This is a genomic window from Pseudomonas sp. MWU16-30316 (assembly GCF_020515645.1).
Classification (GTDB): Bacteria; Pseudomonadota; Gammaproteobacteria; order Pseudomonadales; family Pseudomonadaceae; genus Aquipseudomonas; species Aquipseudomonas cerasi.
Genome location: NZ_JAIZAZ010000010.1, coordinates 51,342 through 73,907, shown reverse-complemented (window position 1 = coordinate 73,907; position 22,566 = coordinate 51,342). Strand labels below are relative to the sequence as shown.

20 protein-coding genes and 1 tRNA gene are annotated in these 22,566 nt (G+C 59.1%); 11 read left to right on the top strand and 10 right to left on the bottom strand.

From position 1 onward, the window contains the following. Positions 1–452 precede the first annotated feature (452 nt). A complete protein-coding gene (locus LCH65_RS24290) occupies positions 453–3,194 on the top strand; it encodes a glycoside hydrolase family 3 C-terminal domain-containing protein (protein WP_042931063.1) in 2,742 nt (913 codons plus the stop codon). Between the two features lie 38 nt (positions 3,195–3,232). Here the strand turns inward: LCH65_RS24290 and LCH65_RS24285 are convergent, their stop codons facing one another. Both LCH65_RS24285 and LCH65_RS24280 read right to left on the bottom strand, forming a co-directional pair. Next, complete coding sequence (locus LCH65_RS24285) at positions 3,233–3,877, bottom strand: TetR/AcrR family transcriptional regulator (RefSeq protein ID WP_226439871.1); 645 nt, start codon at positions 3,875–3,877, stop codon at positions 3,233–3,235. A 113-nt stretch (positions 3,878–3,990) separates the two neighbouring features. Further along, on the bottom strand, positions 3,991–4,530 hold the full coding sequence (locus LCH65_RS24280) for a GNAT family N-acetyltransferase (RefSeq protein WP_096136710.1): 540 nt from the start codon (positions 4,528–4,530) through the stop codon (positions 3,991–3,993). 103 nt (positions 4,531–4,633) lie between these two features. On the opposite strand from LCH65_RS24280, the gene LCH65_RS24275 reads away from it, so the two are divergent. From LCH65_RS24275 to solA, 3 genes are all read left to right on the top strand, one after another. After that, positions 4,634–5,524 (top strand): LysR family transcriptional regulator, encoded by an 891-nt coding sequence (locus tag LCH65_RS24275; RefSeq protein ID WP_226439870.1) that lies wholly within the window; start codon positions 4,634–4,636, stop codon positions 5,522–5,524. A 263-nt stretch (positions 5,525–5,787) separates the two neighbouring features. Beyond that, a complete protein-coding gene (locus LCH65_RS24270) occupies positions 5,788–7,371 on the top strand; it encodes an aldehyde dehydrogenase (NADP(+)) (RefSeq protein ID WP_103736175.1) in 1,584 nt (527 codons plus the stop codon). A gap of 428 nt (positions 7,372–7,799) precedes the next feature. Next, positions 7,800–8,975, top strand: coding sequence for an N-methyl-L-tryptophan oxidase (solA, locus tag LCH65_RS24265; protein WP_003435989.1), 1,176 nt, complete (start codon positions 7,800–7,802; stop codon positions 8,973–8,975). Here solA and LCH65_RS24260 read toward each other — a convergent pair whose 3' ends face one another. From LCH65_RS24260 to LCH65_RS24235, 6 genes are all read right to left on the bottom strand, one after another. Continuing rightward, positions 8,976–10,325, bottom strand: coding sequence for a TolC family outer membrane protein (locus tag LCH65_RS24260; RefSeq protein WP_226439869.1), 1,350 nt, complete (start codon positions 10,323–10,325; stop codon positions 8,976–8,978). It abuts the gene before it with no gap. A gap of 1 nt (position 10,326) precedes the next feature. Next, positions 10,327–11,664, bottom strand: a complete 1,338-nt coding sequence (locus LCH65_RS24255; RefSeq protein WP_003435991.1) for an HlyD family type I secretion periplasmic adaptor subunit — start codon at positions 11,662–11,664, stop codon at positions 10,327–10,329. Beyond that, positions 11,661–13,457, bottom strand: a complete 1,797-nt coding sequence (locus LCH65_RS24250; protein ID WP_054081081.1) for a type I secretion system permease/ATPase — start codon at positions 13,455–13,457, stop codon at positions 11,661–11,663. Before LCH65_RS24250 ends, LCH65_RS24255 begins: the two co-directional genes overlap by 4 nt. Positions 13,458–13,538: 81 nt before the next feature. Further along, positions 13,539–13,922 carry a protease inhibitor Inh/omp19 family protein gene (locus tag LCH65_RS24245; protein WP_003435993.1) on the bottom strand — a complete coding sequence of 128 codons (384 nt, stop codon included), beginning with the start codon at positions 13,920–13,922 and terminating at the stop codon, positions 13,539–13,541. A gap of 56 nt (positions 13,923–13,978) precedes the next feature. Further along, complete coding sequence (locus LCH65_RS24240) at positions 13,979–15,409, bottom strand: serralysin family metalloprotease (RefSeq protein WP_003435995.1); 1,431 nt, start codon at positions 15,407–15,409, stop codon at positions 13,979–13,981. 479 nt (positions 15,410–15,888) lie between these two features. Then, positions 15,889–16,560, bottom strand: coding sequence for a Bax inhibitor-1/YccA family protein (locus LCH65_RS24235; protein WP_003317937.1), 672 nt, complete (start codon positions 16,558–16,560; stop codon positions 15,889–15,891). A gap of 121 nt (positions 16,561–16,681) precedes the next feature. On the opposite strand from LCH65_RS24235, the gene LCH65_RS24230 reads away from it, so the two are divergent. Both LCH65_RS24230 and LCH65_RS24225 read left to right on the top strand, forming a co-directional pair. Continuing rightward, a tRNA-Ser gene (locus LCH65_RS24230) sits at positions 16,682–16,769 on the top strand. A 143-nt stretch (positions 16,770–16,912) separates the two neighbouring features. Then, on the top strand, positions 16,913–17,821 hold the full coding sequence (locus LCH65_RS24225) for a LysR family transcriptional regulator (RefSeq protein WP_003371793.1): 909 nt from the start codon (positions 16,913–16,915) through the stop codon (positions 17,819–17,821). Here the strand turns inward: LCH65_RS24225 and LCH65_RS24220 are convergent. Then, positions 17,807–18,586: a substrate-binding domain-containing protein gene (locus tag LCH65_RS24220; RefSeq protein WP_226439868.1), complete on the bottom strand. Its 780-nt coding sequence runs from the start codon at positions 18,584–18,586 to the stop codon at positions 17,807–17,809. The genes LCH65_RS24225 and LCH65_RS24220 overlap by 15 nt on opposite strands. 15 nt (positions 18,587–18,601) lie before the next feature. Continuing rightward, complete coding sequence (locus LCH65_RS24215) at positions 18,602–19,903, bottom strand: MFS transporter (protein WP_003435999.1); 1,302 nt, start codon at positions 19,901–19,903, stop codon at positions 18,602–18,604. 234 nt (positions 19,904–20,137) lie between these two features. Between LCH65_RS24215 and tusD the strand changes: the two genes are divergently transcribed. Genes tusD through LCH65_RS24190 form a run of 5 tightly spaced genes read left to right on the top strand, consistent with a single transcriptional unit; the run spans position 20,138 to position 22,523 of the window. Continuing rightward, the gene (gene tusD, locus LCH65_RS24210; RefSeq protein ID WP_003371788.1) at positions 20,138–20,530 is read left to right on the top strand and encodes a sulfurtransferase complex subunit TusD; all 393 of its coding nucleotides are present in this window, start codon (positions 20,138–20,140) and stop codon (positions 20,528–20,530) included. 1 nt (position 20,531) lies between these two features. Then, positions 20,532–20,894: a sulfurtransferase complex subunit TusC gene (tusC, locus tag LCH65_RS24205; RefSeq protein WP_226439867.1), complete on the top strand. Its 363-nt coding sequence runs from the start codon at positions 20,532–20,534 to the stop codon at positions 20,892–20,894. After that, positions 20,894–21,193 (top strand): sulfurtransferase complex subunit TusB, encoded by a 300-nt coding sequence (gene tusB / locus LCH65_RS24200; protein ID WP_226439866.1) that lies wholly within the window; start codon positions 20,894–20,896, stop codon positions 21,191–21,193. The genes tusC and tusB overlap by 1 nt, the downstream gene beginning before the upstream one ends. Then, entirely contained in the window at positions 21,190–21,525 is a 336-nt protein-coding gene (locus LCH65_RS24195) for a TusE/DsrC/DsvC family sulfur relay protein (protein WP_003317943.1), read from the top strand. Before tusB ends, LCH65_RS24195 begins: the two co-directional genes overlap by 4 nt. Then, positions 21,522–22,523 carry a glycosyl transferase family protein gene (locus tag LCH65_RS24190; RefSeq protein WP_226439865.1) on the top strand — a complete coding sequence of 334 codons (1,002 nt, stop codon included), beginning with the start codon at positions 21,522–21,524 and terminating at the stop codon, positions 22,521–22,523. The genes LCH65_RS24195 and LCH65_RS24190 overlap by 4 nt, the downstream gene beginning before the upstream one ends. The last annotated feature ends 43 nt before the right edge of the window (positions 22,524–22,566 follow it).

The window sequence follows — 22,566 nt, the reverse complement described above, 5'->3', positions numbered from 1 at the left end:
GGGGCAGTTGTAGAAACCGGGCAAGAACTAGCGCACAGCAAACGTCGCAACTTGCGAGCTGTCTTTCTTCGTCCTGAAAAATCTTAAACCCATCGACCAGTAGGTTTAACAAGAGTTCCTCATTTGTAAAGAAAAAATACAAAATCGAAGAAAAATACGCTTTTATTTGACATTTATGCCTTGTTTTAGACTTAATTGTACCGTTTTGTAGATTCAAAACGCCACTACGTGATGTCACTTTAGTGGCGCACCACAAGTAAAAAAAGAAACGCCAAACAAAACTAATACGGCAACTAAGGAGTCCTAACTCGCGCCCTGACAACAGGGAATAAACGCGACGATGGGAAACTGTTGCCGAAAGAAAAAGTTGGCGGAAAGCGGTAAATAAGAACGCAATGATCCTGCGCACGTGCGCAGGCAGACAGATATTTGAAACGCAGTTGGAGAGCAATATGAACAAGCGAAAGATGATAGGCGCGCACTCGGCGCTGGCCTTGCTGGCATTGGCAGTATCCCAGGTGCACGCCGCTGACCCTACCGTGCAACAAGGGCGTGAAGATCGCGCCGAAAAAGCCGCACAGAAAACCCTGGCCAAAATGACCATGGAAGAAAAGCTGGCCTACATCGGCGGCACCGGCGGCTGGGACGTCAAGCCGCTGACCAACTACGGCATTCCGCAGATCCACGGCGCTGACGGCGGTGTCGGCGTGCGCTACACCAGCGAAGGCAACGATCAGGGTGTTGTTTACCCGTCCGGTCCTAACCTGGCCGCCACCTTCAACCCGCGTCGTGCCATCGACCTCGGCCGCGCGCTGGGTTATGACACTGCCGTCGGCGGCTACCAGTTCATCACTGGTCCCGGCGTCAATTTGTATCGCATGCCGTACGGCGGCCGTGCGTTCGAATACCTCTCCGGTGAAGACCCGTTCCTCGGCGCCAGCCTGGCACCAGGCGTCATCAACGGTATCCAGTCTCGTGGTGTATGGGCCAACGCCAAGCACTACGCGGCCAACGATCAGGAAAGCAACCGCTTCAATCTGAACCAGACAATGCCAGAGCGCGTTCTGCGCGAAATGTCGCTGCCTGCGTTCGAATCGTCGTCGAAAAACGGCAATGTGGCGATGATGATGTGTGCCTTCCAGAAGGTGAACGGTGATTTCGCCTGCGAAAGCGACCACCTGATCGCCCAGATCCTGAAGAAGGAATGGGGCTTCAAAGGCTTCGTACAGAGCGACTACAACGCTGTCGTTCACGGTTTCAACGCTGCCCGCGCCGGTACCGATCTGGACATGATGGGCTACCAGATGAACAGCTCCGTGCTGAAGCCGCATCTGGACGCCGGCGACCTGAGCGCTGCGACCATCGACGACAAGGTCCGCCGCATCCTCAAGCAGATCTACCTGTACAAGTTCGACAGCAAGACGCCGCTGACCACGCACAACATGAACAGCTCGACCAGCAACAAGGTTGCTCTGAACGCTGCGCGTGAAGGTATCGTCCTGCTGAAAAACCAGGACAATCTGCTGCCGCTGGACAAGCAGAAAGTCAAGAAAATCGCCGTTGTCGGCACCCTGGCCAAGTACTCGCCACCAACCGGTTTCGGCAGCGCCAACGTTATGGCCAGCCATTACGTCAGCGAATTGAGCGGCCTGCAACAAATCGCGCCTAACGCCAAGGTCGACTTCATCGAAGGCCTGTCGCTGGACCCAAGCACCAGTGCCTGGACCACCACCGACGCAACGGGCAATGAAGTTCAGGGCATGAAGGTCGAGTACTTCAGCAACACCAACTGGTCTGGTGATGCAGCGGTCACCCGCACCGAGAAGCATGTTGACCTGGACTGGGCCAACGACAAAAACCTGCCGTTCGAAAGCAACACGTCGACGTCCGATCCGTACACCAGCAAAGGTTCGACTGCTGGCGAACTGAACGGCGATACATCGTCGACATCGATTCGCTACACCGGCAAGGTCACCCCGACCCAGAGCGGCGAGCAGGTGTTCAAGGTGCGTGCCGACGGCGCCGTGCGTCTGTGGGTCAACGGCAAGAAAATCATCGACAACGGTGACGGCAAGCCGCTTCCGGGCAACAGCATTCCGCCAACCATTCCAGAGTTCGCCAAGATCAATCTGGAAGCAGGCAAGTCTTACGACGTGAAGCTCGAGTACTCGCGTCGTGCCGGCTACCTGTCGACCATGGGCGGCCTGGTAGGTGTGCAGTTGAGCTCCGCTTCGCTGAACGCTCCTCAGGACCTGTCCGGTTATGACGCCGTCGTGGTTGCCGTGGGTAACAGCAACGAATACGAAGGTGAAGGTTTCGACCACAGCTTCGATCTGCCTGAGTTCCAGAACGAGCTGATCCAGAACATCGCCAAGGTCAACCCCAATACCGTGGTGACCATGTATGGCGGTACGGGTCTGAAGATGAGCGACTGGATCGAACAGGTTCCAGCAGCGCTGCACGCTTTCTACCCAGGTCAGAACGGTGGTCAGGCCCTGGCCGAGATCCTGTTCGGCAAGGTCAACCCGTCGGGCAAGCTGCCGATCAGTATCGAACGCAACATCGAAGACAACCCGGCTTACGCTTCCTTCCCGAAATTCGACAATCAGAACACTCTGACCGAAATGGATTACAAGGATGACCTGCTGCTGGGTTATCGCGGATACGAGAAGAAAGGCATCAAGCCGCTCTACCCGTTCGGCTACGGTCTGTCGTACACCACGTTCGGCTACAGCAACATCAAGGTCACGCCAGGTGTCGCGGTCGGCAATACGCCGATCAAGGTGTCCTTCGACCTGAGCAACACCGGCAAGGTCGGTGGTTCGGAAGTCGCTCAGCTGTACGTTGGCCAGCAGAACCCGAAAGTCGAGCGTCCGATCAAGGAACTCAAAGGCTACAAGAAGGTGTTCCTCAAGCCGGGTGAAAGCAAGCGTGTGACCATCGAGTTGAATGACCGCTCGCTGGCCTACTTTGACGAGAAGAGCAAGCAGTGGGTGGTCGATGCCGACACCTTCAACATCTCGCTCGGTTCGTCGTCGCAGGACATCCGCCTGAACGCCAAGCTGGTCAACTCGTTCCGTCAGGAACTGTCGACCACCACCAGCAACCCGCTGCCACGCTCCGCTCTGAACTCGGTTCTGGTCGAGAAACCACCGGTCAAGACCGGCGGTGTATTCAAGCAGACCGTCGAGTAAGCATTAGCTGACTGAAGGGTAAACGGACAAATAAAGGCTCAGGGACGAGCCCTTACCGCTGCATCGACCTGCGCAATGTAGGTATCGAAACACTCGACCAGGTCCACCTGATCGGGAAAGCGTAACCACTGAATCTGCAAACCATCCATCATCGCCAGAATCTGCCGGATGATCTTGTCCAGATCCACATCCGCACGTACCTCCCCGCGTTCCACCAAGGCCGAAAACTGTCCCAGCAAGTGCGCGTGAATGCGCTCGTAGCGCGTCTGGAACCATTCAAAGGCAGGCTGGTTTTCCAGCAGACTTTCCGCATTGAGGATCGAAAACGCACGTACCACGCCGGGCGCCGTAGCGTTGGAGCGGTTGATCGCGCGCAAGCCGCCGAGCAGACCGGTCAGGGTGTTATCGGTGCGGACTTCAGCAGCAATTCGGCCGTTGACCTCATCGCGTCGCTCCAGCACGCCCATCAGCAGCGAGATCTTGCTCGGAAAATGGTGCAGCAGTCCGGCGACGGAAATACCGACGATGGCTGCCACCTTGGCCACTGAAGCGCCGGTGTAGCCTTCAAGGGAAAACACTTGCAGGGCCGCATCGAGCAGTTCTTCGCGGCTCTTCTCGCCCTTTGGCGCGCGTCGCTGTCGAGTGACTGCCGTGCCCGTTTCCGTGGGGTCATGCCGAGTCATATCAGGCTCCTTCTTGAACAGCCGCGTACCCTAACGATTCAGGCAAGCGCTGGCAACGCTATTGAGCCAGATTGTTCGACAATTTAATTTTGTACAGCAGAGCCATGGCAGGGTCAGGTGCGCTCCACCGGAACACTGGCCCAGCCCTCGCCCAGCATGCGCTGCATCAGTACCGTGTCTACCCAACGGCCATGCTTGAAACCGACCGATTCGAACACGCCGACCCGGCGAAAGCCAAGACGCTCATGCAGGCGCAACGAAGCGATATTCTGGCTATTGCCGATAACCGCAATCATCTGCCGCCAGCCGCCCGCTTCACAATGCTGCACCAGGGTGCTCAACAACGCCTGGCCGATCCCCTGACCGCCGAGTCCGTCGCGCACGTACACCGAATCCTCCACAGTAAAGCGGTAGCCTGGGCGAGGTCGATACGGCGTGACATAGCCATAGCCGACAACTTCTCCGGCGCGCTCGGCGACCAGATACGGCAAGCCTTTGGCGAGGACCATGCGACGACGCTGCAGCAATTCGGCCAGATCGGGCGGCTCCAGTTCGAAGCTGGAAATCCCGTGCAGCACGTGGTCAGCGTAAATCGCCTGCACGGCGGGCATGTCATCGTCGCGGGCGTCACGCAGGTCAAGGGTTGAAGTCATGTCCAGGCTCTGTACGAATGTGTGTGAAGGCCGTAATGATGCAGCCCGTCACAGCTTTAAAAAAGCTATGATTTGTCATCCACAGTATAAGAAATACTTTGTCATGCGTCGGCTGAACCTCAATCACCTGCACACGTTTTCGCTGGTCATCGCTCATGGCAGTTTTTCCGCGGCGGCAGAGCGTTTGCACCTGACCCAGCCAGCGGTCAGCCTGCACGTGCGACAGCTGGAAGAACAACTGAAGCTGCAACTGATCGAACGGGTCGGCAAACGCCTCAAACCCACCTCCGCTGGCAATGTACTGCTGGAGCATATCGCGCGCATCGATGCCGTGGTCGAAGACGCCCTGCAGGAGTTGTCCAGCCATGCCAGCGGCATTGCCGGGAAAGTCGCCATCGGCACCGGCGCAACAGCCTGCATCCATCTGCTGCCGCCCATGTTGCAGGCGCTGCGTCGGCGCTTCCCCGAACTGGATGTGCGCGTCAGCACCGGCAACACCGACGGCATCCTCAAGGCGGTCGAAGAAAACCTTCTGGACCTGGCACTGGTCACCCTGCCCGCCTCCGGCCGCAGCCTGCACATCACACCGCTGCTCGAAGATGAGTTCGTGGCGATTTTCGCCAGCAGCCAGCGACCGATGCCGGCACACATGACCCCGGAGCGCCTCAGCGAACAGCCACTGGTCGTGTTCGAAGCAGGCAGCAGCACGCGCCTGCTGATCGATGAATGGTTCCTGCAGGCAGGGATCCGGGTAAAACCGGTCATGGAACTGGGCAGCATCGAAGCGATCAAGGAAATGGTCGCTGCAGGCCTGGGCTACAGCATCGTGCCGCGGATGGCCGTTGCTGCGCTGCACCATCGCCGCGGCTTGCAAATGCTGCCCCTGGCAACACCGCTGAGTCGCACGTTGGGAATTGCCTTGCGCCAGGACAAACCGATCAGCAAGGCGCTGCGTCAGGTGCTAGATGCGCTGCAAGACCTCAAAAGGTCATGAAGGCGCGCCACGATAGAGGCTTGATTGCGCCCATGCACTATAAAGAGCAAAGGCACTCGGCCTGGCAAATAAGGTCGACAGTTGCACAGGCAGCGAATCAGGTTGTACGATGACTGCCCACTGATAACTGAAAACATGATGGCTGGCCTGCTTTTAGACGCCCCATCACTGACAATCTGTAAAGCAACTCGGCAACCCATAAGGAGCGCCGGTCCGGATACCTTCCCTGCCGACCTCCAACCTCAAAACAACAGGAGATACCGATGCCTAACATTCTCGGCCAGAACTTCATCGCTGGCGGCCGCAGCGCTTTGGGCCAGAGCCTGCAAAAAAGCCTGGATGCCACCACCGGTGAAGAGCTGCCTTACAGCTTTCATCAGGCCACCGACGGCGAAATCGACGCCGCGGCACTGGCTGCCAAGGCTGCATTCCCGGAATATCGTCAACTGAGCCCGGCCCGTCGCGCCGATTTCCTCGACGCCATTGCTGATGAGCTTGACGGCCTGGGCGATGACTTCGTCGCCATCGTCTGCCAGGAAACCGCCCTGCCCCAGGCGCGCATTCAGGGTGAGCGCGGTCGCACCAGTGGCCAGATGCGTCTGTTTTCCAAGGTTCTGCGTCGCGGTGATTTCGTCGGTGCCCGTATCGACCTGGCGCTGCCGGATCGCAAGCCGCTGCCACGCGTCGACCTGCGCCAGTACCGCATCGGCGTGGGCCCGGTTGCCGTGTTCGGGGCGAGCAACTTCCCGCTGGCGTTTTCCACTGCGGGCGGTGATACCGCAGCGGCACTGGCCGCCGGTTGCCCGGTGGTGTTCAAGGCGCACAGCGGTCACATGGCGACTGCCGATCTGGTGGCCAGCGCCATCATTCGCGCTGCCGAGCGTACGCAAATGCCGAAAGGCGTGTTCAACATGATCTTCGGCAACGGCGTCGGCGAAGGTCTGGTCAAGCACCCGGCCATCCAGGCGGTCGGTTTCACCGGCTCGCTGAACGGCGGTAACGCCCTGTGCAAAATGGCCGCCGAGCGTCCACAACCCATTCCGGTGTTTGCCGAAATGTCCAGTATCAACCCGGTCGTGCTGCTGCCAGGCGCCTTGCAGGCACGTGGTGAAACCGTGGCCAAGGAGCTTGCCGGCTCGGTGGTCATGGGTGCCGGCCAGTTCTGCACCAATCCCGGCGTGGTCATCGGCTTGCGTTCTCCGGCGTTCTCGACATTCATCGAGCAACTGACCGAACAGATGGGCAGTCAGGCTCCGCAGACCATGCTCAACGCGGGTGGCCTGCGCAGCTATAGCAAGGGTGTGGAACATCTTCTGGCGCATCCTGGCGTGACACATCTGGCCGGCAAGCCTCAGGAAGGCAAGCAGGCTCAGGCGCAGTTGTTCAAGGCTGACGTCAGCCTGTTGCTGAACGGTGATCAGTTGCTGCAAGAGGAAGTCTTCGGCCCGACCACGCTGCTGATCGAAGTCGCTGACGATGCGCAGTTGAAGGACGCGCTGCAAGCCTTGCGTGGTCAGCTGACTGCGACCGTGATCGGCGAGCCTGCGGACTTGAGCCAGTACAGCTGGCTGCAACCGATTCTCGAAGAGAAAGTCGGGCGCATTCTGTTCAACGGCTACCCGACCGGTGTCGAGGTCTGTGAAGCCATGGTTCACGGCGGTCCGTATCCGGCAACTTCGGACGCGCGCGGTACTTCGGTGGGCACCCTCGCCATCGACCGTTTCCTGCGCCCGGTCTGCTATCAGAACCTGGCGGACAGCCAGTTGCCACCCGCGTTGCAGAACGCCAACCCGCTGGGCCTGCGTCGTCTGGTCAATGGCGAATGGAGCGATCAGCCTGTCGCTTGATAGCCGCCGGTTGAACCCGCAGCAAAGCAGCGCGACCTGATCAGGGTCGCGCTTTTTTTTGGAAAATATTTCTTTTTTGTGCCCAAATTCGCTTACAGCGGACCGGTTTTGTACCCGGACGACAGCACCATAGAAGTGCAAAACATGGGCTGTTCATAAAATAACCACACAGCTGTAAGCCACGTGTAACAAGGGTTTCAAAAAGTTACCCACAGACATACCCACGATTTCCGTGGACAACTTTTCATCGATTTCGGACCTTAAAAACCCTGAGCAGTGCAAGCGTAAATTTTTGACGGGTGCCTGCAATCCCGGTGTGATGGCATCTGTAATGGCCCACGAGGTCGCCTGACATAACCTTATGCACGTTTGGCGGTTGATTCGACAGGCTGTCCATAGTGAGATAGACCATTTATCGAGGCTCCCCTATGCAACAGCGTTGTAAAGTGGCCGTACTGGGCCTGGGTGCCATGGGTGCAGCCACTGCCTATCAGCTGGCAAAGGCTGGAGTCGATGTGATTGGCATCGACCGCTACGACCCTCCGCACACACAAGGCTCCAGTCACGGCGATACACGCATCACGCGGCTATCGGCCGGTGAGGGTCCGCAATACCTGCCCTTGGTACGCAGCTCGCAGCGCATCTGGCGCGAACTTGAAGCATTGAGCGGCGAATCGCTGTTCGAGCAGTGCGGTGTGCTGGTGATGACCTCAAGCCCGGCCTACGATCCCGAGGACGTCAACGACTTCACCCATCAGACCATCGCGCTGGCCCGTACTTATGGGGTGAAGCACGAGGTACTGGCGGCCGCAGCGATTCGCGAGCGCTTCCCTCAGTTCGCTCCTGTACTGGACAGCGCTATCGGCTATTTCGAACCCGAAGGCGGATTCGTTCGGCCCGAGCGCTGCATCGCCGTACAGCTCAAGCTGGCAAGGCAACATGGCGCGCGTTTGCTGACCCATGAAACGGTCACGCACTTACAGGCGCATGGCGATCAGGTACGAATCACCACCGACAAGGGCTCGATCATCGCCGACAAGGTCGTGGTCAGCGCGGGCATGTGGTCATCCGGGCTGCTCGGCGCACCGTTCAGCGACCTGCTGCGGGTGTGCCGGCAAAAGCTGTTCTGGTTCGAGTTGCAGCACGAGGCTGCCTTTGCTGCGCGGTCGCCAAGCTTCATCCTGAGTCACGGGCCGGGCGACGCCGATGTCAATTACGGCTTCCCGCCGCTGCCCGGTGAAAACAGCATGAAGGTCGCCACCGAGCAATACAGCGAGACGTCAGCGGCGGACCAGCTGGACCGCACCATTTCCGCGCGGGAAGAACAGGAAATGTTCCGTACCCAGGTGCAGGGCAGGATAGCGGGACTGACGCCAAAGGTGGTCAAGTCTTCGGTGTGCGCTTACACAGTCACGCCGGACTGCCACTTCATCATCGATGAACATCCGCACCTGAAAAATGTGACGGTGGTCTCGGCCTGTTCCGGCCACGGCTTCAAGCATTCGGCCGGGCTCGGACTGGCGCTGGCGCAACGCTGTATTGATGGCGAGAGCGATATGGATCTCTCGGCCTTTTCATTACAACGCTTCGCCAGGCAGGCTTGATCAGCGCGCCACCACGAACGCCTCGTCGATGCGCGCCAGATCGGTGTCGCGCAAGGTGCCCGCGTAGTAATGCAGTTTGATCCAGGCCATCAAATAGTCGTAACGGGCTTTTGCCAGATCGCGACGGGTACTGTAGAGCTGCTGCTCGGCGTTGAGGGCATCCAGGCTGATGCGCTCGCCACCCAGAATGCTCTGGCGGGTCGACTCGACCAGTGCCTGCGCCGAGATCAGCGCCTTCTGGTAGGCGCGTAACTTGCCCACCCCTGACGCACAGGCGTTGAACTGGCGACGCAGCTCGATCAGGGTTTCGCGGGTCTTGCCCTCCAGCTCGTATTCAGCCTGCTCGCGCTTGCTGTTGGCCTGGCGCACCGAGGCACTGGTGCCACCTCCGGCGTACAGCGGAAGACTGAGCTCGATGCCTATCGTGTTGGTGTCGTAACGCTGATTGTAGGTGTTGCCGCTGTCCGATTCATTCTGACGGATACTTGCGTAAGCATTCACCGTCGGCAGATGCCCCGCGCGATTGCGCTCCACCTCGTATCGCGCCACTTCCAGGGACTGACGCTGCGAAGCCAGAATCGGGCTGTTGGCCATCGCCAGCGCATGCCACTCGGTAAAGCTGGACGGCGCCAGGACCAACGCCTGAAAGCTGTCCCTCAACGGCTCCAGTTGCGTAACATCGATACTCGGCTCGCCCAGCAACGCGGCAAGCTCGCGCAAGGCCGCGTCCTGCTCATCGCTGGCTTCGATCTGCTCGGCAATCGCCAGTTCGTTGCGCGATTCGGCTTCGAGAATATCGGTGCGCGTGCCCTCTCCCTGCTCGAACATCTGTCGGTTCTGCGCGAACTGGCGTTCGAACGCCTGCTGCTTGGCACGCGCGATATTGATCTGGTCCTGGGCGAAGAGTGCCTGGGTGTAGAGGGTCAACACCCGCACCAGTAATTCCTGGCTCTTGCTGCGAAAGGTCTCGTCGGCAAACAGCGCCTGGGCCAGCCCCTTGCGGTAATTGGCGTACGCCTCGTAATCGATCAATGGCTGCTGAACCGTCAGGCTCGAACCAAAACTGTTGTAGTGGCGATGGTCAGTGGTGTCTTGAGCGCTGCCTTTGAGGGTCGCCTTGGAATCGTTGCGCCCCTTGTTGTAGCTGTATGACACGCGAGGCAACAAGCCGGCACGACCGATCACCCGGTTTTCCAGGCCTGCGTCGCGCTCCTTGAGTGCGCCCAGATAAACCGGGTCATTGCGAAGCGCCAGTTCATAGACCTGAAACGGGCCCATGGCCTGGCTCAAAGGTGCAATGCCCAGCAGGATGGCCGTCAGCAAAGCGGCTTTCAGGGGATGACGAGACATCCTATTCCTCCGTCAACGCGGAGCCGGCACGGTCCAGCAAAGGTTTGAACAGATAATTGAGCAGCGAGCGTTCACCCGTGCGCACGAACATTTCAGCGGGCATACCGGGTTTGATCACCAGCCCGTTGAGTTTTTCCAGCGCCGCGTCGCCCACCGAGGTGCGCAGCACGTAATACGGCTGGCCGGTTTTTTCATCCTGCATCTGGTCGGCGGAAATCAGGCTCACTTCGCCGGAAACCCGTGGAGTGCGGCTTTGATTGAACGCAGTAAAGAGGATGTCGACCGGCAGATGGCTGGCGACCTTGTCGATCAGTTGCACCGGCAGCCGCCCTTCGACTTCCAGACGTGTACCCTGCGGGACGATTTCCAGCAGGGTTTCACCGGCACGCACCACAGCACCTTCGGTGTGCACGCCCAGATTGACGGCGATGCCATCAGCCGGCGCAAGGATTGCGCTGTGTTGCAGACTGAAACCGGCCGAGGCCAGTTGCTGCTCAAGGGTAAGCGCCTTGACCTGGGCATCGGCCCATTGGCTGCGCACCTCTTTCTGGTACTCCTCGCGCTGCTGCTGAAGGCGCAGGCGCGACTCGACGATACCTTGCTCTATACGTCCGGTTTCGCCTGCGTTTTGCGCCAGGCTCTGTTGCACCTGAGAAAGCTGACGCTGGAACTCCAGCAGGCGATTGCCGGGAATGAACCCGTTCTGCGCCAGCGGCTCCAGGTTACTCAGTTGCTTGCGCAGCGAGTCAGCCTGAGCCAGCAAGTCCGAGCGGGCACGGCGCATGCCGGCGAGCTGCAGTCCGGCACCTTCGATACTCGCCTGCAAGCCGGATTGCTCGCGCGCCAGGGCCTGGCGTCGGCTGCTGAACAACTGCCGCTGCCCTTCAAGCACCAGCGCCAGCCGTGGGTCGGGATCTTGCCCCTGCCCGGCGGCAATCAGTTCTGCAGGAAAGCGCACCTCGTCAAGGTTGTCGCGCTCGCTTTGCCAGCGCGCCAGGCTGGCCCAGGCCATTCGATACTGGGCTCGCAGCGATTGCACGTCGGCTTCGACCTGAGTCTGATCGAGGCGAAACAGCGGCTCGCCCTCTTTCACCAATTGGCCTTCACTGACCAGGATTTTGCTGACCACACCGCCATCCAGCGACTGCACGGCCTTGCGCTTGCCAGAAACAACTACCGTCCCCTGCACGGCAATACCCTGATCCAGAGGAGCGAGACTGGCCCACAAAAAGAAGCTGCCCGCCCCTGCCAGCATGAGAATCCAGCCCGCGCGAACGAAGAACTGCACGCCGCGCTCCTTGCCCGGCACGGCGTAATGACTGTCGATAGGGCTGTTCATACGTCGGACTGCCTGTTCTGCGTGCCGTACTGACGGCTCATGGAAAGCCCGGCAGGTGCCGGGCGAGATTGCGATTGGGGGTGTGCTTGCGGTGCTTGCGCGGGTGAGGTCTGCCCGGACAAGGCCTGCAACACCTGAGCCGTGGCGCCGAATGCCTGCATGCGACCTTCGCTCAGCACCAGCAGACGATCGGTCTGGTTCAGAGACTGTGTGCGGTGGGTGACGAGCACAACGGTGCAGCCGCGGGTCTTGAGTTCAGCAATCGCCTGAGTCAGCGCCGCTTCACCTGCGGCATCCAGATTGGAATTGGGCTCATCGAGCACCACCAGTCGTGGATCGCCATACAACGCGCGGGCCAGCGCGACGCGCTGTTTCTGACCTCCGGACAAGCCAGCGCCATCATCGCCCAGCCGCGTGTCATAGCCCTGCGGCAGGCGCAAAATCAATTCGTGTACGCCCGCCAGTTGCGCGGCAGCAACCACAGCGCTCGCATCACCCTCGCGAAAACGCGCGATGTTTTCTGCCACGCTGCCGCCGAACAGCTCGATGTCCTGCGGCAGATAACCGATGTAGGGGCCCAGCGCCTCTCGGTCCCAGCGATGCATGTCAGCACCATCAAGACGTACCGTTCCGCCCAGCACTGGCCAGACACCGACCAACACGCGTGCCAGGGTCGATTTGCCGGAGCCGGATGCGCCCAGCACGCCGAGCACTTCACCGGCCTGCAACTGGAAGCTCACTTGCTGAATGGTCGGCGACGTTTTGCCGGGAGGCGCAGCACTGACCTGTTCCGCGCTGATCTGACCGCGCGGTGCCGGCAGTGGCATGCGCGGCGCGGGCTCGGCGTAGGTCTTGAGCAACTGGTCGAGGCGCCCGTAAGCCAGGCGTGCAGAACTCCATTGTTTCCAGACGGCGATCAATTGATCGATGGGGCTGAGGACCCGCCCCATGAGGATCGAACCGGCGATCATCATGCCGGCGGTCATGTCTCCGTTTATCACCAGCAATGCGCCCAAGCCCAGCACCAGCGACTGCAGACACAGACGCAGGGCCTTGCTGATCGAACTGATCACCGCGCCAGTGTCACTGGCCCGGTTTTGCAGGGCCAGAAAGCGCCCATGCACATGGAACCAACGGCGCCGCAACACTTCGAGCATGCCCATCGCCTGGATCGCCTCGGCCTGTTGCAGGTGTCGGGTCGCCAATTGTGCGGACTGCTGCGAGTAACCGCTGGCTTCGGCCAGCGGTTTGCGGGTCAGCCATTCGTTGAGGCAGGCCAGTCCGACCAGCAACACCGTGCCCACGCTGGCGAGCACGCCAAGCCAGGGGTCGAAAAGGAAGATCACCGCCAGGTAGATGGGGAACCACGGGGCGTCGAAAAACGCGAACAACGCCGGCCCGGTGAGAAACTGGCGGATGAAGGTCAGGTCACCCAGCGCCTGTCCGGCCTGACGCTGCCCGGCGTGCAGATTGCTCTCGAACGCGGCCTGATAGACGCGCAGATTGAAACGCTTTTCCAGCTCGCTGCCGATGCGGATCACCACAAAGCTGCGGATCATCTCCAGCAAGCCGATAAACGCAAAGAACCCGACTACCATCAGCGTCAGCATGGCCAGGGTGGTCTGGTTCTGCGACGTCAGTACGCGGTCATAGACTTGCAGCATGTAAATCGATGGGGCGAGCATCAGCACGTTGATCAGGGCGGTAAAGCAACCGACACCAATCAACGCGCTCTTGTAATCAGCCAGCGCTTTATAAAGCGGCGGCCGGGCGCTTTGGGGCAACGCACTCATGGTTGTTCCTTGATGGTCTTGCCTGTGACGGAGTGACATCCCTGGGTTTTGACAAACAACTCGCGCATATCCATGAAACGCTTAATCGGCGAGCCGTCCAAGGACCAGCACCTCACCGTCGGGCAGACTCGCCTGATAGATCTGCTCCCCCATGTTATTGAGGTGAATCAGGCGATTGCCTTCCTTGTCGGTGAACGCCAAGCCATCCGGAGTCGGGAACCAGCCAGTGGGTGCTTCGTGCAACCACTTCACTGCGCAGGCGAGATCGCCCGTCAGTTTTGGTACATCGATATTGAGGTGCAATTCACAGACTTCGTTCGTCTTTCCCTGAAGAGAAAGTCGCCATTTGCCGCTGAGTTCAGCAGGATCGGGCAGTTTCAAACTCATGGCCATGCTTGCTCCAGAAATACCCGCCAGCAACGCAAAGGCGGCCGGCACGATTCGAAAAACGTGTTTGATCTTCATGACGGGGTACTTTCCAGATCATGGACGACCGCAGGGTCGTCCATGATTGTTACAGATTAAACCACGATATCAGTAGCCAACGCTTGACCAACGGTCCCCACGAGGAAGTCCCCCAAGCCCTGTCCAGTGAAGTCGATCGCCAGACTGCCCAGATTGCTGCTCTGGTTATAGTTGAGGATCGCCTCGCCAGCGTGGCCGCTGAATGCGTTGACGAACTGCAGCGCGCTCAGCGTGGAAATGGCCGATACGTCGATCTTGTCCTGACCGCTGACGAAATCACGAATCGTATCCTGGCCCGCACGGTTGGAGTCGGAGCTGGCGCCAAACACGAAGATGTCGGCACCCGCACCACCGGTCAGGCTGTCGGCGCCGCCACCACCGTAGATGATGTCGTTGCCGGCACCACCCTTGAGGTCGTTGGCGGCAGCATTGCCGATCAACAGGTCATTGCCCGAACCGCCCACCGCGTTTTCAACCACCACACCCTTGGCGATCGAAACGTTGCCCACCATGCCACCGACATCCGAGAACGACGCGGCATTGAGGTTGATCTTCTGGTTCTGGGTGAAGCCGGAGAAGTCGAGGGTATCCTTGCCCCCGCCATCCCACACCGAGAACACCACCTTGGAAGAGGCGGACGTGGCGCTGTAGAAATCGCGCCCGGCAGTGGAGTTGAACCCATAGACCGTATCACCGGCACGGGTGCTCATGTTCGCCCCATAGAGCTGCTGAACGGCAGTGATGTCATCCAGCAACGGTGCCGAAGAGTACGACGGAGCGCCGCCCTTGACGAAGTTCTGGTCAGTGTTGGACTCACTCCAGTAACTCATGACGCTGTAGCCACGGGTGTCTTCTGCGTAAGTGGCGTCCTTGTAGCTCGGATTGCCCTCGCCCGCGTTGTAGTCACCCGGGTGAGAAAGGCCCAGGGTATGGCCGATTTCATGAGTGAGGGTCTGACGGCCGTAGTTGCCATTGTCCGGGGTGGTGTTGACCTTGTAGCTGTTATCGACAAGGTACCAGGACTGGCCGTCAGTGCGGCTGTTGCCGCTGGGCAGGTAGGCAAAGGCTGCCCCGCCCGCGCTGCCGTTGCTGTAGTTACCGAAGGTCATATGCCCGTCGCCGCCGGAAGCCGCCTGGGTAAAGCTGACCTTGGCGACGTCTGCCCAGGATTGCATCGACAATACCGCCTGTGCTTTCTGCTGCGCGTTGAACGCACTGAAAGTCCCCAGCGAATTGTCGAACCCGGCAGGCTTGGCCGTCAGGAACGTGTAAGTGAGGTTGATGGTGCCGTTGCCATCGCGATCCGTCCAGGCGGCGTTGTCGCGAAGAATATAATCAGCGGCCTGATCGACCGAATACGAGGGCTTGCCATTGATCGTGAGGTTGCCGCCACGGTCATACTGGTGCGCGAACGCATTGATCTGGTCGAAAGAGGTGCTGGTAGCAGCGGAAAGTTGGATTGCAGCATTTTCTTTGACTTTCGTCATGACACTTCCTTGTTTGCTGTGTGACAGGTTAGGTACGACAGGACTCTCCCCTGTAGCGAGAGAGTCCAGTCACTCGCTTTGCGAAGCGTAAAATCGCGTTGCGTAACAAAACTGACACATCTTGAAATCTTGTGTCCAGCGCTGTTCGATGATGTCAAGTGGCCCCAAATGGGCAAGCACCTACAGCCATTGGGGAATCGCCTGATATTATTTTTTGTGATGACGAGATAGCCGATAAACGCCTGAGCAGACTGTAACAAGGTTGATAAATATGACTGATAGGTCAGGATTTTACGGTGCTGACGGAGCACGAATGCCATGGGGTCGTTACCCTCGCCAGCCAATCGCAGAGAACGGCACTTTCGCCAGCATTATCATTGGCCAAGGCTGACACTTTTGCGTACCTCAGAAACGCAAAAAGCCCCGACGAGTCGGGGCTTTTTTCAAGCAGAGCGGCCTGATTAGTCAGGCCTTGTTGATCAGTCGTCGCGGCTCATGATGCCGAAGATCTGCAGCAGGCTGATGAACAGGTTGTAGATCGATACATACAGGCTGACCGTCGCCATGATGTAGTTACGCTCACCACCCTGAATGATCGCGCTGGTCTGGAACAGAATGCACACCGACGAGAACAGTACGAAGCCCGCGCTGATAGCCAGCTGCAGACCGCTGATCTGGAAGAACATGCCGGCCACTACCGCACCCAGCAGAACGAAGAAACCTGCGGTGATGAAACCACCCAGGAAACTCATGTCCTTGCGGGTAATCAGTACGTAGGCTGACAGGCCGCCGAATACCAGAGCCGTCATCGCAAAGGCGGAGCTGACCACTTCAGCACCACCGGCCATGCCCAGGTAACGGTTGAGGATCGGGCCCAGCAGGAAGCCCATGAAACCTGTCAGGGCGAAGGTCGACACCAGGCCCCAGACCGAATCACGCAGCTTGTTGGTCAGGAAGAACAGACCGTAGAAGCCGATCAGCACCACAAAAATGTTCGGGTAGCCGACGCGCATCTGCTGAGCGACGAATGCCATGACACCACTGAAAGCCAGTGTCAGGGCGAGAAGACCGTAAGTATTGCGCAGGACACGACTAACCTCGAGCTGGTCGGCCTGCATGCCGGTTTTAAGGCTGTAATCCTGTTCGCGCATGGCGAAACTCCTTGCTGTTGAAATGTTGAGTTGCAAAGATCATAACAGAGGCGCTGCAACTGGCTAGTCACAGAGTTTGACAGCTTGTTTCATTCCGGTATTATGGCGCCCGCAACGAAGTGGAGGTATGGCCGAGTGGTTTAAGGCAGCAGTCTTGAAAACTGCCGACTGTAACAGGTCCTAGAGTTCGAATCTCTATGCCTCCGCCATATTTGGCAGCGCAAAGCCCTGATTATTCAGGGCTTTGTCGTTTCTGGTGCCAACGAAACCCTCCCGCCTCCCCGCCTTGCGAGCTGACGTGCGCAACCTGATATATTGATGTCCAGACCGAATCAATCATCCTGGTTACGCAATGCCCATCAATTTCGACCTCAACGACCTCCAGGCATTTCGTGCCGTGGTCGAGAATGGCAGCTTCCGCAAGGCCGCTGAAACCGTACAGATCACCCAGCCTGCGCTCAGTCGGCGGATAGAAAAGCTCGAATCTGCGCTGAATGTGAAGCTGTTCGAGCGGACCACCCGCAGGGTCAGCCTGACCACGGTTGGCCGCGCATTTCTGCCTCAGGTCGAGCGCATTCTGGACGATCTGGACAGCGCATTGATGACCATCGACGGCGTCGGCTCCACGCGAATGGGCAGCGTGACGATTGCCTGCGTGCCTTCAGCCGCCTATTACTTCATGCCTCAGGTGATCAGCGCCTTCCACCAGCTGTTTCCGAAAATCAGAATTCGGGTCATGGACGCCAGCGCCAATGAGGTCAACAGTGCGGTTGCCTTGGGCGAAGCCGATTTCGGGGTGAGTTTCAGCGGCAATCTGGCGCCGGAAGTGGATTTCGAACTGCTGCTGCAGGAACGCTACGTGATGGCCTGCAGACGGGATCACCCGCTGGCAATGTGCGAAAGCGTCAGTTGGGAGGAGATGTACCGCCACGATTACATCGCCCTGGACATCACTTCAGGTAATCGTCTGGTGCTGGATCAGGCGCTGGCCCCGTCGCGCCCGCATAAGGAAAGCATCTGCGAAACCCGCCATGTCACGACCATGATCGGCCTGGTGGAGGCCGGACTTGGCGTGGCTGCGGTGCCGTCGATTGCCATGCCAATAACCGCTCACCCGTTTCTGGTGAGCGTGCCATTGGTTGCACCCGAGGTGATGCGCAATGTGGGGCTGCTCAAGCGTCGTGGCAGGACCTTGACACCGGCAGCCCTCGAGCTGGAACAGCTGGTCAGGAAAATGCCGTCACGCTCAGCGGGGAACTGAATCCAGCCCGGTAGACTGCACCGTGGCCTGGACTTTCGGGGAGGCCAGGTAATCCAGCAAGGCCTTCGCCTCCTTCGGGTGCTCGGCATTGACCGGGATGCCCGCGGCATAACGGGTGACCGACTGAACGTCTTCCGGGATCTTCGCCACGAACGTCACGCCGGGAATCGGCAGCAGCTCGGCAACTTGTTGAAAGCCCACTTCGTAGTCGCCCTTGGCAACTACCGAAGCAACCGGGATGCGCTCGATCATCTTGCCCTTCGGCGCGAGTTCCTTCTCGATACCGAGCTTTTTGAAAAGCTCTTTTTCGATGTACACGCCACTGGCGCTGTCGGAGTAAGCCACCGACTTGGCCTTGAGCAAGGTCGCCTTGAGCTCATTGTCGGTGCCGATCGCAGGCTTGGCCGCGCCCTCCTTCACCACCATTCCGATCCGCGAGTCAGCCAGCTCGACCCGCGATGCCGGGTCTACCTTGCCTTGCTTGATCAGATCATCCAGCGCATAGCCGACCATGATCACCACATCGGCGTGCTCGCCACGGGCCAGACGATTCGGAATGGCCTCGGGCGCCTTGCCCATCGATGGGCCGAGAATGGTGTCCAGCGAGTCCCCGGAAGACGCCGCGTATTGCGGTCCGAGCAGTTTGTACGCAGCCGTAAAGCCGCCGGAGGTCATGACCTTGAGCTGTTCAGCCTGCGCCGCCGCACTGACCGCGATACAGCCGAGAAACAGCGCGGCCAATTGAGTTTTGTATAACGATTTCATAGTGATTTTCCTTGATTAAACAGCCAGTTGCGGGCGGGTCGAGATGTGCCGGTAGAGCACCAGTGTGGCACCCAGCGCACAGGCTGCAGCGAACGTCATCCAGTAAGCAGGTGCAGCCTTGTCGCCGGTGAGGTGGATCAACCAGGTCGAGATCGCCGGAGTGAAACCACCGAAAACCGCCGTCGCCAGGCTGTAGGCCAGAGAAAAACCGGCAACACGCACCTCTACCGGCATGATTTCCGTCAACGCTGGAATCATCGCGCCGTTATACAACCCGTAGAGGAACGAGAACCACAACAGCACTTCCAGCATATGAGCGAAGCTGGGCGCCAGGGCGAGGAAAGACAGCGCCGGGTAAGCACTGATGATGGTCAGCAGCGTCATCGCGACCAACAGTGGCTTGCGCCCGAAACGGTCGCTCAACATGCCGCCGACCGGCAGCCAGATAAAATTGGAGACACCGACCAGCAACGTCACCAGCAGCGCATCGGAGGTACTCAGATTGAGTACGGTTTTGCCGAATGTCGGTGCATAGATGGTGATCAGGTAAAATGTGGTGGTGGTCATCGCCACCATCAGCATTCCGGCAATCACCACGCGCCAGTTTTGCAGCAGCGTCGCGAACACCTGTCGCATGGTCGGACGGTGAGCGCGCGTGGCGAACTCTTCGGTTTCCTGCAGGCTGCGGCGCAGCAGGAAAATGAACGGGATGATCAGGCAGCCGATGGCGAACGGAATTCTCCAGCCCCAGTCAGCGACAGCAGCAGGTGCCATCCATTGGTTCAAGCCGTAACCCAGTGCAGCGGCGACAACAATAGCCACCTGCTGGCTACCTGACTGCCAGCTGGTATAGAAGCCCTTGCGGCCGGGTGTCGCCATCTCTGCCAGATACACTGAAACGCCACCCAACTCGGCACCGGCAGAGAAGCCTTGCAGCAAGCGGCCGACCAATACCAGGGCCGGCGCCCACAGGCCGATGCTTGCGTAACCGGGCACCAGAACGATCAGCAACGTGCCACTGGCCATGATCGACAGGGTCACGATCAAGCCTTTGCGCCGGCCGACGTCATCGATGTAAGCGCCCAGAATCACGGCACCCAACGGACGCATCAGGAAGCCCGCACCAAAGACCGCGAAGGTCATCATCAGCGAAGCAAACTCACTGCTGGCCGGAAAAAAGGCGGAGGCGATCTGGGTGGCGTAGAAGCCGAACAGGAAGAAGTCGAATTGCTCGAGGAAATTACCGGAGGTAACCCGAAATACCGCGCCTGCCTTCGACCGGGAGGATTCTTTTCGTAATGAGGATGAGCCGTGCATCAGTGTTCTCCAGCGATCTTATTAGAGTGTTGTAAGCGCTTGTGAGGAAGGAGTCTGCCGGACACACTTTGAAACGATAAGTGCTATGTTTTCATCGATTGATGCCTAGTGGGCATCAATCCAGGCGCAAACCGTTGCATCCCGGCCCAGCGCTTGCAGGTCAACACGCGCCAAACTCACACGCCAGCCCTTGAATTCTTTATCATTGCGCATGTTTTGTTGGCAGAGCCGATCATGAAATTCGCCATCTCCCTTTTTTCCGCCGCCCACGCGCCCTCCTCTCGGCGAGCCTTGCAGTTCGCCAGGGCGGTGCTGGCAGGCGGGCATGAAATTGTCCGGTTGTTCTTCTACCAAGACGGCGTACACAGCGCGTCGGCCAACGTCGTAACGCCGCAGGACGAGCAGGATATGGCACTGCAGTGGCGTGACTTCATCGTCGAGCACAAGCTGGACGGCGTGGTGTGCATTGCCGCCGCGTTGCGTCGCGGTGTGCTCGACACGCAAGAGGCCGAGCGTTATCAGCGGCCGGCGGCAAACCTGCGCGAGCCATGGGAATTGTCGGGGCTGGGCCAGTTGCACGATGCCGTGCAATCGGCTGATCGCCTGATCTGCTTCGGAGGGCCATGAGATGCCCAGGTCACTATTGGTTATCAGCCGTCAGTCGCCGTGGTCCGGTCCAGGTGCCCGCGAAGCACTGGATATCGTACTGGCGGGCGGGGCATTCGATCTGTCGGTAGGCCTGCTGTTTCTGGACGACGGGGTTTTTCAGTTGTCGCCACAGCAGTCGCCCGACGCCCTGCAACAGAAAGACCTGACCGCAAACCTGAAAGCCCTGCCGATGTTCGGTGTCGAAGACCTTTACGTCTGCGGACAGAGCCTGGCCGAGCGCGGCATCTCTCCTGGCGTATTGAGCGAAGAGATGAGCCAATTGACTACGCGCGCGGAATTGTCAGCGCTTTTTGACCGGTACGACGAGGTGATCACAATCTGATGGCTACTTTGCACGTTCTCTCTCACTCGCCGTTTGCCGACACCCGGCTGGACAGTTGCCTGCGCTTGCTGGGCAATCAGGATGGCGTACTGCTCTGTGGCGATGCCACCTATGCGCTGATGCCGTCCAGCACGCAACTCAAAGCCCTTCAGTCGTTGGTCGACTCATCGCAACTGTTCGCCCTCGACGAAGACATTAGCGCACGCAATCTGCCCCTCCCTGCCGGAGTCAGCAGCATCGATTACCCGGCGTTCGTGGAACTGTCGTTGCGCTTCGACAAGGTCAATACCTGGTTATGAAACAGTTGAACATTGACGGGCGCAGCATCGAACTGGACAAGGATGGTTTTCTGCAAGACCTCAGCGACTGGTCGCTGGACGTCGCCCACGCCCTGTCCGCCGAGGAAGGTATCGAGCTAAGTGCAGAGCACCTTGAAATCCTCGAACTGCTGCGCGGCTTTTACGCCGAGTTCCAGCTTTCGCCCGCGACGCGGCCGCTGATCAAATACACCGCGCTGAAGCTGGGTGCGGAAAAAGGCAACAGCATGCACCTCAACCGCCTGTTCAACGGCACTCCCGCCAAACTCGCCGCCAAGCTGGCGGGCCTGCCAAAACCGACCAATTGCATATGAATGATTACGCTGCGCTTGTCACTGAAACACCTGAAGAACATCCTTTTGCGACCTTCGTTCGCATTTTGGGCAAAGGCAAACGTGGCGCGCGCAACCTGACTCGCGAGGAAGCACGGGAAGCCATGGGCATGCTGCTCGATGAAAAAGTCGAGGACACCCAGCTCGGGGCTTTTCTGATGCTGCTGCGCCACAAGGAAGAAAGTCCCGAGGAACTGGCGGGGTTTACCGAAGCGGTGCGTGAACGTCTCAACGCTCCCGCCACGCAGGTCGACATCGACTGGCCGACCTATGCCGGGAAAAAGCGTCATCTGCCCTGGTATCTGCTGGCAGCCAAATGCCTGGCGCAAAACGGCGTCAGGATCCTCCTGCACGGCGGCGGCGCGCATACCGCAGGGCGTCTGTACACCGAGCAGTTGCTGGACCTGCTGAAGATCCCGCTGTGCCGCAACTGGTCAGCGGTCAAGACCTCGCTTGAGCAAGAACATCTGGCGTTCATTCCGCTCGCCGACTGGGCACCGCAGTTGCAGCGCATGATCGATCTTCGCAACACGCTGGGGCTACGCTCGCCCATTCATTCGCTGGCACGCATTCTTAATCCGCTGCAGGCGCACTGTGGCTTGCAAAGCATTTTTCACCCGGGCTATCAAAGCGTACATCGCGATGCCAGCAGCCTGCTCGGTGACAACGCCATCGTGGTCAAAGGTGATGGCGGCGAAATAGAGATCAACCCTGACACCATCAGCCACCTGTACGGCACCACCGGCGGTCAGCCGTGGGATGAAGAATGGCCAGCGCTCTCACCGCGCCGCCACGTAAAACCGGCGACGCTCGACCCGCAGCAACTGCTGGCCTTGTGGCGAGGAGAGATCGAAGACAGTTACCCGCAATTGGCATTGATATCGACCATGGCGCTCGCCTTGCGCGGCCTGGGCGCTGATCGTGACGAAGCCTTCGCCAAAGCGCAGGTGTTCTGGGATCGCCGCGACACGAATCTATGACCCATCGGCCTTTCTACGATGAAAGGCCATAATCCAGTCGAAC